At 52.0% G+C, this 9,599-nt stretch carries 15 protein-coding genes and 2 pseudogenes; 7 read left to right on the top strand and 10 right to left on the bottom strand.

Features of this window, described 5'->3' with window-relative positions; all coding sequences use genetic code 11:
• Positions 1-10: 10 nt before the first annotated feature.
• On the top strand, positions 11-1,216 hold the full coding sequence (locus C7H08_RS04280; RefSeq protein WP_106670539.1) for an acyl-CoA dehydrogenase family protein: 1,206 nt from the start codon (positions 11-13) through the stop codon (positions 1,214-1,216).
• A 62-nt stretch (positions 1,217-1,278) separates the two neighbouring features.
• Here the strand turns inward: C7H08_RS04280 and C7H08_RS04275 are convergent, their stop codons facing one another.
• Entirely contained in the window at positions 1,279-1,479 is a 201-nt protein-coding gene (locus tag C7H08_RS04275) for an alternative oxidase (RefSeq protein WP_279303195.1), read from the bottom strand.
• A gap of 151 nt (positions 1,480-1,630) precedes the next feature.
• Positions 1,631-1,792 carry a hypothetical protein gene (locus C7H08_RS18150; protein WP_165793926.1) on the bottom strand — a complete coding sequence of 54 codons (162 nt, stop codon included), beginning with the start codon at positions 1,790-1,792 and terminating at the stop codon, positions 1,631-1,633.
• Between the two features lie 240 nt (positions 1,793-2,032).
• On the opposite strand from C7H08_RS18150, the gene C7H08_RS04270 reads away from it, so the two are divergent.
• Positions 2,033-2,965: a formate/nitrite transporter family protein gene (locus C7H08_RS04270; protein WP_106670538.1), complete on the top strand. Its 933-nt coding sequence runs from the start codon at positions 2,033-2,035 to the stop codon at positions 2,963-2,965.
• A gap of 209 nt (positions 2,966-3,174) precedes the next feature.
• Positions 3,175-4,113, top strand: coding sequence for a 23S rRNA (adenine(1618)-N(6))-methyltransferase RlmF (rlmF, locus tag C7H08_RS04265; RefSeq protein WP_106670537.1), 939 nt, complete (start codon positions 3,175-3,177; stop codon positions 4,111-4,113).
• Positions 4,114-4,341: 228 nt separating this feature from the next.
• On the opposite strand, the gene C7H08_RS04260 is transcribed toward rlmF, so the two are convergent.
• From C7H08_RS04260 to C7H08_RS04235, 6 genes and pseudogenes are all read right to left on the bottom strand, one after another.
• Complete coding sequence (locus C7H08_RS04260; RefSeq protein ID WP_106670536.1) at positions 4,342-4,878, bottom strand: GNAT family N-acetyltransferase; 537 nt, start codon at positions 4,876-4,878, stop codon at positions 4,342-4,344.
• A 118-nt stretch (positions 4,879-4,996) separates the two neighbouring features.
• A pseudogene (locus C7H08_RS04255) lies at positions 4,997-5,626 on the bottom strand (transposase); the annotation flags it as partial.
• A gap of 130 nt (positions 5,627-5,756) precedes the next feature.
• Positions 5,757-6,059 (bottom strand): type II toxin-antitoxin system RelE/ParE family toxin, encoded by a 303-nt coding sequence (locus C7H08_RS04250; RefSeq protein ID WP_106670535.1) that lies wholly within the window; start codon positions 6,057-6,059, stop codon positions 5,757-5,759.
• A complete protein-coding gene (locus tag C7H08_RS04245) occupies positions 6,047-6,304 on the bottom strand; it encodes a type II toxin-antitoxin system Phd/YefM family antitoxin (RefSeq protein ID WP_022990189.1) in 258 nt (85 codons plus the stop codon). The genes C7H08_RS04250 and C7H08_RS04245 overlap by 13 nt, the downstream gene beginning before the upstream one ends.
• Positions 6,305-6,399: 95 nt before the next feature.
• Positions 6,400-6,696, bottom strand: a pseudogene (locus C7H08_RS04240) (transposase); the annotation flags it as partial.
• Between the two features lie 128 nt (positions 6,697-6,824).
• Complete coding sequence (locus C7H08_RS04235; protein WP_265013617.1) at positions 6,825-7,052, bottom strand: HigA family addiction module antitoxin; 228 nt, start codon at positions 7,050-7,052, stop codon at positions 6,825-6,827.
• Between the two features lie 387 nt (positions 7,053-7,439).
• Here C7H08_RS04235 and C7H08_RS04220 point away from each other — a divergent pair, with 387 nt between their 5' ends.
• The 4 genes from C7H08_RS04220 to C7H08_RS04205 all read left to right on the top strand — a co-directional run bounded on the left by C7H08_RS04220 (position 7,440) and on the right by C7H08_RS04205 (position 8,861).
• Complete coding sequence (locus C7H08_RS04220) at positions 7,440-7,712, top strand: type II toxin-antitoxin system Phd/YefM family antitoxin (RefSeq protein ID WP_106670532.1); 273 nt, start codon at positions 7,440-7,442, stop codon at positions 7,710-7,712.
• Complete coding sequence (locus tag C7H08_RS04215) at positions 7,693-7,965, top strand: Txe/YoeB family addiction module toxin (protein ID WP_106670531.1); 273 nt, start codon at positions 7,693-7,695, stop codon at positions 7,963-7,965. Before C7H08_RS04220 ends, C7H08_RS04215 begins: the two co-directional genes overlap by 20 nt.
• Before the next feature lie 330 nt (positions 7,966-8,295).
• Positions 8,296-8,544: a type II toxin-antitoxin system CcdA family antitoxin gene (locus C7H08_RS04210; RefSeq protein ID WP_423793502.1), complete on the top strand. Its 249-nt coding sequence runs from the start codon at positions 8,296-8,298 to the stop codon at positions 8,542-8,544.
• Complete coding sequence (locus C7H08_RS04205; protein ID WP_106670529.1) at positions 8,544-8,861, top strand: CcdB family protein; 318 nt, start codon at positions 8,544-8,546, stop codon at positions 8,859-8,861. The genes C7H08_RS04210 and C7H08_RS04205 overlap by 1 nt, the downstream gene beginning before the upstream one ends.
• A 66-nt stretch (positions 8,862-8,927) precedes the next feature.
• On the opposite strand, the gene C7H08_RS18090 is transcribed toward C7H08_RS04205, so the two are convergent.
• Together C7H08_RS18090 and C7H08_RS04200 are read right to left on the bottom strand one after the other, a co-directional pair.
• On the bottom strand, positions 8,928-9,221 hold the full coding sequence (locus tag C7H08_RS18090; protein WP_133169819.1) for a type II toxin-antitoxin system RelE/ParE family toxin: 294 nt from the start codon (positions 9,219-9,221) through the stop codon (positions 8,928-8,930).
• Complete coding sequence (locus tag C7H08_RS04200; RefSeq protein WP_106670528.1) at positions 9,218-9,442, bottom strand: addiction module protein; 225 nt, start codon at positions 9,440-9,442, stop codon at positions 9,218-9,220. The genes C7H08_RS18090 and C7H08_RS04200 overlap by 4 nt, the downstream gene beginning before the upstream one ends.
• Positions 9,443-9,599: the final 157 nt, after the last annotated feature.

Here is a 9,599-nt window from a genome sequence, read left to right as displayed (position 1 = left end):
GGAGACAAACATGAATATCGACATTCCCAAGAAGTTCAGACCACTGATCAACAACGCCTATCAGGTAGCCCGCAGCAGCCTGCGCCCGATCTCCCGTAAATATGACCGGGGCGAGCACGAGTATCCGAAAGAACTGGATATGCTGGCGTCAGTACTGGACGGCTTTAATGCAGGTGATCCGGCCAACTCCGCCGGCGCCGCCACCACCGGCAGCGGCAAGGTGCAGAACGACGGCAGCGTGAAAAACGGCGCCAACATGGGCGTGTGTTTGGGCGCCATGGAAATGTGTTACGGCGATACCGGTTTCTTGCTGGCCATGCCCCGCCAGGGCTTGGGTAATGCGGCCATCGCCGCCGTAGCCAACGATGAGCAGCTGGAAAGGTTTAAAGGCAAATGGGCAGCCATGGCCATAACCGAACCCGGTTGCGGCTCGGATTCCGCGGCCATTCGCACCACCGCCCGTAAAGACGGTGATCATTACGTGCTGAACGGCGAGAAGATCTATGTAACCTCTGGTTCTCGCGCCGACTGTGTGGTGGTGTGGGCTTCACTGGACCCGAAACTGGGCCGGGCTGCCATCAAGTCATTTGTGGTGGACTGGGGTACCCCGGGCATGGAACTGGCGCGCCTGGAGAAAAAACTCGGCATACGTGCATCCGATACGGCGGCCATTAACTTCGTGGACTGCCGGGTGCCGGCGGACAACCTGCTGGGCAGCCCGGACATTGACACCAAGAAGGGCTTTGCCGGGGTCATGGAAACCTTCGACAACACCCGGCCACTGGTGGCCGCAATGGCCGTCGGCTGTGCCAAAGCTTCTCTGGAGCGCATTAAAGAGCTACTCAAAGAGAGCATAACCTACGATTACAGCAAACCCGTGGACAACTGCTCAGCAGCGGAGGCGGAAATCTACCGGATGGAAGCAGACTGGGAGGCCGCCTACTGGCTGACCATAAAAGCCGCGTGGATGGCCGACAACAAGAAAGCCAACACTCTGGAGGCGTCTATCTGCAAGGCCAAAGCTGGTCGCGTGGGTAACGCCATCACCTTGCGCTGTGTTGAACTGGCCGGCAGCCTGGGCTACACCGAAGACGAACTGTTGGAGAAATGGGCCCGCGACTCAAAGATTCTTGATATTTTCGAGGGCACTCAGCAAATCCAGCAACTGGTCATTGCCCGCCGAGTGTTAGGGTTGAGTTCCAGGCAATTGAAATAGACGACCGTCGAATGCACCTGAGATAAGGCCTGAACACAGGCCTTAATCCCGCACACCAGATGTCAGCTGATCGGCAAAACGTGGTTAGCATCCCGGTGTTTGGCTTCATCAGCCCTGCCCCCAATGATCACATCACTTAGCCTGGCATCTTGAGGCAACTGCCAGTAGTCAGTGGCAATCTGTGGCGAAGTGACATTTTCATTTTTGCCGCTGTCCACGCGTTCCAGATATTTGGTGTGGCTGAACACAGCTTCTTCGTCCAGATAGCCTATCTATCCAGTTGGCGTAAAAAAAAACATCTTTTGTGTGCCGGAATTTTTGGATACGGTCACGAAACCACACCAAAAATGCGACGAGACAAAAGATGTCAATTGGATAATTTTTTCAGTGTTTCGATGCCAGGCACCGAATACATCAGCTGCTCTTCAGGTTAATCTGCTTCGAACCTGCAGTTGCGATTTGCCCACTTCTACCCTTAACCACATATTCAACCGCCCCGCCAGACTTTAAAAAAGCAGCCGTTTGCTCCTCGATTGTGGCAGTAGTTATCGTATCTTTTACGGGTTTCTTGCTCATGATGTTCTCTCAGTTAAATACTGGCTAAATCACCAGCTTCTCTAGGTGATTATATCTGAAATCGAAAAAAATTGTTGCAGTGAATAATAAAATCAGATAATCACCATCACTTAACCCGTTCTTCAGCTTGCGTTGTGCCCTAATACAGCATCTGAGCTATGCTTGTTATCGAAGATAACTTTCCAGCAAGCCCCATCTCGCGGCAACTCAAGCGTTTCTGGATGGCTTAAGGACAGCAGAATGAGTGACAGGGAAGCTCATAGAGATACATCCTTCGAAAAGAAAGCCAAGAAAGCCGCGGACGAACAAGAGTCTCGCGCCAAGGCCCAGGATCGTGAATCGCGCGAACAGACACCAACGCCGAGCGAAAAGTCACTGACTCCGAAAGAACGTGATACCGTAGCCGAACATGGCGGCTTAACTTCACTGACTCTTTACTCCATCATCCTGCGCGAGGGCGAAGAGGAGCTGCGGCGCCCGAACATCTCGCTATGGTGGTCTGGAGTGGCCGCGGGGCTCGGGATTTCGACCTCGGTCCTTGTCGAAGGCACTATCCGCTCCAATCTCGGCTCAGATCACCCCTACCTGACCTTGATTGAAAGCCTGGGCTACTCGTTCGGGTTTGTCCTCGTGATCCTGTGCCGGCTTCAACTGTTCACCGAAAACACCATCACCGTCGTGCTGCCGGTTCTGGCCCAGCCGACGCGCGACCGGTTCTATTGCACCGCACGCCTTTGGGGCATTGTGCTGGGGGCAAATTTGTGTGGCACGTTTATTACCGCCACCATCATGGTCCACGGAAATATCCTTCCCGTCGACACCTTCGCAGCGATCCTGGAGATATCGCACCACCTGGCAACACTGACCCCGGCTGAGACGCTTTTGCGCGGCATTCCGTCAGGCTTTTTCATAGCTGCAATAGTGTGGATGCTGCCTTCCGCGAAAAGATCCGAAGTGCTGGTTATCGTCATGTTTACCTGGCTGATCGCGGCGGGTGAGTTTACCCATGTGATTGCGGGGTCAAACGAAATTTTCACTTTGGTGCTCAATGGGGACATGAATATCTTCACCGCCTTGATTTACCATATTTCCCCGGTTCTCATCGGCAACATTCTCGGCGGTACCGGTTTGTTCGCGATGCTGACCTATGGTCAGGTTCATGAAGAAATGTGACAAAGTGCCTCGGTGAAGCTGATGATCAGAGTGATTTCCGCTCGCCTCATCCAGCCTCCTTCCGTAATTAGTTATGCAAAACACGCATAACCGGAGGCCTCTCGCGATCCTCGAACTGCCGAGTATGCCCATGCCATACATTAATCATATAATTACTGCCCAAGTCAGACCTACTCCACTATTGAACTCCAAGCCCCAGGCCTAATACTGTGAGCACCCACCATCGAAGTGAAAAAAGCAAAACCAAGCCTGTTCGCAAAGGTCTGCACCCCAGGAATCTGCACAACCAAGGTTATGACTTCCCTGCTCTCGTAAAAAGCCACCCAACACTGGCCCCCCATGTAAAACCGAACGCTTATGGCGACCTTTCCATCGATTTCGCAGACCCATTGGCAGTAAAAACTCTCAATGCCGCGTTATTAAACCGATACTACAACGTTGCCGGTTGGGATATTCCAGAGGGCGCGCTTTGCCCTCCCATCCCAGGCAGAGCCGATTATATCCATTACATAGCGGACTTAATTGAACCTAGACTTGCACGGCCCAGCATCAAGCTACTCGACATAGGGACTGGAGCAAATGGAATCTACCCGTTACTAGCTTGCCAAATTTACGGCTGGCAGTGTGTCGGAAGTGACATTAGCGCTCAGTCGCTTGAGAACGTAGCCACGATTATCAGCAACAATCCCACACTCAAAGATCGCTTCACGCTACGCACGCAACACAATAAAAACCACATGTTTGAAGGGATCATTCAAACCGGGGAGTTCTTTGACGTCAGCGTGTGCAACCCACCCTTCCATGCCTCGCTCGATGAAGCACTTAAAGGCAGCCAGCTTAAACTCAATAACCTTGCCCGTAGCCGCGGCGAACAAAAAGTAAAAGCCGAATCCACCACTCTGAATTTTGGCGGGCTGGGAGCAGAGCTTTGGTGTAAAGGGGGTGAACAGCTGTTTCTGAAAAAGCTGATAAGAGAAAGCAAGGTGTATTCAACGCAATGCCACTGGTTTACCAGCCTCGTTTCAAAAGCTGACAATGTTAAGCCGGCAAAAAAGTTGATTGGTAAGCTCGGTGCAGTTGATATTCGGGAAATAGAGATGAAGCAGGGAAATAAGATTACGAGGGTATTGGCCTGGACATTCATTTAGCCGCTGCCACCGCCTCCATGTGCCTGCTCGAAAGCGTCGACACCTTCAATCCGAAGCAGGAGGTGTCATCATAGATGTTCCAACCATTGGCACGGAGGCCTGCACTGGTGCCCACTACTGAGCCCGGGAGATGACCAAGCTCGGTCATCAAGTTCGGATCATCGCGCCCCGCTTAGTGCCCCGTATCCGAAAAACGATGCAAGATCAGCGCGACGTCAGGAACGTCGCTTAACCGTACTTGTTATGCAAAATACTCCAGTCTCGGCAGGTCATCCGGTACAAACGTACTGACTGACCATGAAATTCCAGTGTTGTGTAATGCCTGAATCCTGCTTTCTCCGAAACCCTGACTGAAGCGCCATTTTCTTGTTCGATGATGACAACTACCGATGAGAATTTTTTCTGACCAAACGCGTAGCCTAAAACTCCTATGGCGGCTTCTGTTGCAAAACCTTGATTCCAAAACTTTCGCGCTAACCGATAACCCAGGTTGGTTTCCTCGACACCGGCAACTAGTTCTGGCCCGACACCACAGAAACCAATAAGATCGCCGGAGTCTTTTTTTACCAATGCCCACGGACCAATGCCGCGTGAGGCATAACACTCCACGCACCAGTCGATAAACTTCTTGGTGGCCGCCACATCGCAAACTCCGCGAACCGAATATTCCATTACTTCGGGATCACTTAAAATTTCAGCGAGAGCGGAAAGGTCTTGGTGTGACAACTTCCTTGCGAACAACCTCTCGGTTTCAAACAGTTGCACCGAATTCTCCCTGTGCATAACGAGGCTGCAGAAAACCCGATTTCGAGCCCTCCCCAGCACCTAATTCCAAAAATTTTTGTGGCTTCCACCAGCTAGCCGATTATCATCGTTCCAATGTTCAGCCATCAGTTTCGGCCCTTTTGACGGTGTCAATGCCGGTATCACGCCCTAACCGCCCGTAATTCGCCAACTTCTCAATATTATGCACCAAGCAGTATAGCTGCCATTGGCCCTACACCTTCTTCTTGCCTCACAAGCTCAAGCGATTCAGCCGTTTGTTCGTGCCGATGTTGCCGAACACCGGTTCCACCACTGACATTCGGTGGCTGTGGATCTCTTTGCCCTGTTGGCTGTCGATACGGTGCCTCATCCAGTCCGTGTAGTTCGGCTGGCGTTTGTTATCGATAGTAAACGAGACTTGCCGGCATTGCAGTAAACGGCCCTGGAAGTAAGCTCGGCGGATATCCCGGTCCAGTTCGGCTTCGGTTTCGGCCTCGTCCCGCTCGTAATGCTCCTTCAAGTGGTGGCGGATCAGTCGTCGCAACTTCTCCCGCTACTCACCCAGTTCCTTAAAGGTGCCGGACCATTCCTTGGCGGCGTTGGAGTAAATCTTGCAACCGTCGATGGCAAACAGCTCGTTACCCAACAGGCCCTCTTCGTGGCAAATCAGCAGAACTTGTTCGAACAGCTCTTCGATCTCATCGGCGTGGCTACTGACAAACTTGGCCAGGGTGGTGAAATGCAGAACGTGTCCGTTTGCCTGACTTTATCAAACCGGGATGGAGATTTCGGGGGTTTTTCTACAGCCTCAACCCGAAGCGCACCGGTGACTTTGACGTAGCGAAGCGGAGACAAAGGCATCCGAGTGACGCGCCCGGTTAGCTGTTCCCAAGCATGTACGCACGAAGCTGCCGCTCCTCTCGCATAACATAGAGGACGAAAACCCGCTTCTCATCCTCACGATAAAAAATGCGACATGGTGGAACAACTACTTCCCTATATACCGAATTAGGGAGCTCTGGAGGAATCCGCCCGGATTGCGGAAAATCTTCCAAGCGGTCGATTTTATCGAGAACCTCTTCTACCAGGCGACTCGCAGCTGCAGGATTATCCAGAGCAATGTACTCTGCGATTGCGTTTAACTCTTGAAGGGCCGGCTCAGTCCAGATTACTTCAGCCATTTACTCATTTTCTCCCTGGCCTCACTTTGACTGTACGTTCTTCCCTCAAGTACAGCCCGCTCTCCTCGTGAGAGCCCCTCAAGCAGCTCAAGCCGACGCTGCATGAATTCGTAATCTTGCACATCAACAAGATAAGCCGATGGCTGGCCATGTTCAGTGATCAGTACTGGCTCTTTAGACAGATGCAGGTCTGCCAAGATTTTTGTGGCTTGGCGTTTAAGGTTTGTAACAAGCTCAACTTTCATGGGCTCACCCTGATCCAAATTGATAGTGACACTATAGTATCACTTTGCAGGTGAGGCAATCACAGCTAACGAGGTTGCAGAAAACCGGATTAGTAGGCTCGGCGGGTATCCCGGTCCAGTTCGGCTTCGGTTTCGGCCTCGTCCCGCTCGTAATGCTCCTTCAAGTGATGGCGGATCAGTCGTCGCAACTTCTCCCGCCACTCACCCATTTCCTTAAAGGTGCCGGACCATTCCTTGGCGGCGTTGGAGGAAATCTTGCAACCGTCGATGGCAAACAGCGCGTTACCCAACAGGCCCTCTTCGTGGCAAACCAGCAGAACTTGTTCGAACAGCTCTTCGATCTCATCGGCGTGGCTACTGACAAACTTGGCCAGGGTGGTGAAATGCAGAACGTGTCCGTTTGCCTGACTTTACCAAACCAGGATGGGGATTTCGGGGTTTTTCTACAGCCTCAACGCTGAGCCCAGGGCGCCCCGAAAGGGGCGTCCGGCGGCCGCAGGACGCGTACTGGTGCGACTTGTTATGCAGCATGTAGCGGCTTGATGCGATCCACTTCTTCCTTGACCGACTGAGCCGCCGTCCAAAGATCAACAGATCGCTGCGCATTCAGCCAGAATTCTGGAGAGTTACCAAACAAACGGGCAAGCCGAAGCGCCATTTCAGGACTGACCGCACGGCGCTCACGCAGAAGTTCATTAACTGACTGGCGAGAGACACCCAGAGATGCAGCCAACCCCGTAACGGTCAGGCCATAGTCTGGCAGGAAATTTCTTTGTCTCGCCCTTGGAGTAAAGCTCTTGGGTTCGTTTGTCAGAAAAGGACTTGATCATGCATTGAAGCGTATTGTGTCACGTGTCACGTGTCACATGTCAATAAGGCATAGGAATGACTGCATGGCGCAAAAGGCAGCGGCGCGCTCGCTCATCAACTGCTGATTCTTTTCAGCATTCCAGTTAATTTGCTTCATGGAACGAGCCTAGCAGAGTGTGTGCCTATTGGCATCTTACTTACTCTGCCAACACGCGCAGCTTTGTAGTGGAGGCGAAGCAGCAACGTAAAAGCTGTCGCTGTGCTTGGCCTTGTTAGGGCTATTGCGCTATAGTTGTACGGAGTTTCCGTACGTGATGGTGAAGATATGGACATAATCAGTGTAAACAAATTTAGAGACAATCTGAAAAACCTTGTCGAGCAGGTCATTAGTAGACACGAACCCCTCAAGGTAACGCGTCGTGCCGGAGAGGCTTTCGTGATTATTAGTGCTGAGGACTGGGAGAGAGAGCAAGAAACCCTGCACGTTCTCCAGAACCGAGACCTGATGCAACAGATTGCGGCCTCCCTCAACACTCACAGCCGTGGCCAAGGATTCACACCTGATGATGAGCAGATGAATGAGATCACTGGTATTTGAGGGCAACACCTGGGAAGCCTATGAAAAGATGCGCGAGAAAGACAAAAAGCTGCACAAGGCTCTCTGCAAATTGTTGAAAGAAATGCTCCGGTCTGAAGATCCATCCACTGGCACCGGCAAACCTGAACCCCTCAAACACAATTTATCAGGCCTGTGGTCAAGACGCATCTCACAGAAGGATAGGCTGATATACCGGTTCGATGATAAATCCATTTATATTTTCGCCATTGGTGGACACTACGATCAGCCCTAATCGGGATAGGGAGACACCTCACGATGCCTCTCCTCCCACATCACCGGGCATACGGATCACGTACCACGGCGATTCAGTGACTTGATTCAACCCGTTACCGCACTGCCAGTTCCGGCAGTCCATAGCTCCGGAACAACCGGGGGTGGGTCAAATTTAATGGCCAGTAGTGGTTCATTTTAATTGGCCACTAACATGTGCCATGCCCGGCACACACGCTGAACGAAGCGGCGCGTCTCACGCGTCCGTCTTCCGTGCCTTGTTAAATGCTCTTGCGTGCGCATGTCGATGCGCATAGGATGAAGCAATGCATGTGACAGCCCCTCGGAGACTATGATGGCCGAACTTTACAACACAGCCGCACCCAAAAAAGCAGCAAACTTGTCAGTTAATAGTGACCTGCTCCGCAAAACCCGGGATCTGAACATTAACCTGTCTGCAACCCTGGAGCGAGCCCTGAAAGAAGAGCTTTCGAAACGCGAAGCCGCTCAATGGGTCGAAGAAAATCGCGCTGCGATCAAAAGCTACAACGAGTTTGTCGAGCAACATGGATGTTTCGGTGACGAATTCAGGGAGTTTTGATGGCGCAGTTCGATGTTTACTCCAACCCAAGCAAAACCAGCAAAACTCAATATCCCTACCTCGTCGATATTCAGAGTGGCCTCCTGACGGATCTGGCAACTCGTATCGTTATTCCGTTGGGCAAGCATTCAGCTTTTGGGAGCCAGTCGATGCGGGGTCTCACGCCTGAACTATCGTTCGACGATCAGCAGTTGCTGTTAATGACTCCTCAAATATCCTCGGTACCAGAAAAAAGTCTCAAAAATCCCGTTGGTTCTCTCTTACATTTCAGGGATCAGATTATTGCGGCACTGGATCTCGCGGTCACTGGCATTTAACGCCCGGATCACGCGCCGGTTTGGAGCCGCGAAGCGGCGGAAAATCGGTCACTCTGCAGCCGATTGTTAAAGCCTTCCCAACCAGTACTGCGGACGCCGGCGGTCATGGGAAACAGCCAGAACCTGAAAACCATCAGGGCTCTCTCGGTAAACGATAGACAAGGGAAATCTGTGGAGGGGCGCTCTACGAATATCTGGTGGCAACTCAGCTTGCCAGGCTTTTGGTGACTCGCCAATTAAATTGGCCAGGGCCTCAAATTCCTCTATAAAGGCACCACCCAATCCCGGAACTTTTGATTCGTAATAACCAACTGATTCCAGGAACTCGGCTTCCGCTGCCGGGTGAAAAGAGTAATTCATTTGATCAGTGCTCTAGCCTTCCTCATGACATCCTCACCAGACACAGCCTGAACTGCGCTATTATCGAGTTCTTCGCTTCTACGTCGGGCCTCAAGCAACCAATCAGACCTGAGCTCTTCTTCTGACGGAGACTCCAGACTCAACACCAGTCGATGGATCAATTGGGCTCGCTCCTCTTTGGGAAGGTGGAGCGCCTCGTCTTCAATTTTCTGAAGATTCATGGAAGAAACCTCTCGTTCGCGTATCACTCAATTTTGACACGGATGAGTATCAGGTGCCACGACTCGGTTTTTTCGCTTTAACGCCCGGCTCCCGGGCCGGTTTGGAGCCGCGAAGCGACGGAAAATCGGTCGCTGTGCAGCCGATTGTTAAATCCTT

Origin of the sequence: Marinobacter halophilus, from assembly GCF_003007685.1 — a bacterium.
Taxonomy (GTDB): domain Bacteria; phylum Pseudomonadota; class Gammaproteobacteria; order Pseudomonadales; family Oleiphilaceae; genus Marinobacter; species Marinobacter halophilus.
The sequence above is the reverse complement of the archived record's forward strand: the minus strand, read 5'-3'. Positions and strand labels throughout refer to the sequence as shown.

What these genes read in the sequence shown, in the direction of transcription:
- C7H08_RS18090 (WP_133169819.1), bottom strand. Translation starts at nt 9,221, where the DNA reads ATGAATTACTCTTTTCACCCGGCAGCGGAAGCCGAGTTCCTGGAATCA.
- C7H08_RS04210 (WP_423793502.1), top strand. Translation starts at nt 8,296, where the DNA reads ATGATGGCCGAACTTTACAACACAGCCGCACCCAAAAAAGCAGCAAAC.
- C7H08_RS04215 (WP_106670531.1), top strand. Translation starts at nt 7,693, where the DNA reads ATGAGATCACTGGTATTTGAGGGCAACACCTGGGAAGCCTATGAAAAG.
- C7H08_RS04205 (WP_106670529.1), top strand. Translation starts at nt 8,544, where the DNA reads ATGGCGCAGTTCGATGTTTACTCCAACCCAAGCAAAACCAGCAAAACT.
- C7H08_RS04220 (WP_106670532.1), top strand. Translation starts at nt 7,440, where the DNA reads ATGGACATAATCAGTGTAAACAAATTTAGAGACAATCTGAAAAACCTT.
- C7H08_RS04250 (WP_106670535.1), bottom strand. Translation starts at nt 6,059, where the DNA reads ATGGCTGAAGTAATCTGGACTGAGCCGGCCCTTCAAGAGTTAAACGCA.
- C7H08_RS04245 (WP_022990189.1), bottom strand. Translation starts at nt 6,304, where the DNA reads ATGAAAGTTGAGCTTGTTACAAACCTTAAACGCCAAGCCACAAAAATC.
- C7H08_RS18150 (WP_165793926.1), bottom strand. Translation starts at nt 1,792, where the DNA reads ATGAGCAAGAAACCCGTAAAAGATACGATAACTACTGCCACAATCGAG.
- C7H08_RS04200 (WP_106670528.1), bottom strand. Translation starts at nt 9,442, where the DNA reads ATGAATCTTCAGAAAATTGAAGACGAGGCGCTCCACCTTCCCAAAGAG.
- C7H08_RS04270 (WP_106670538.1), top strand. Translation starts at nt 2,033, where the DNA reads ATGAGTGACAGGGAAGCTCATAGAGATACATCCTTCGAAAAGAAAGCC.
- C7H08_RS04280 (WP_106670539.1), top strand. Translation starts at nt 11, where the DNA reads ATGAATATCGACATTCCCAAGAAGTTCAGACCACTGATCAACAACGCC.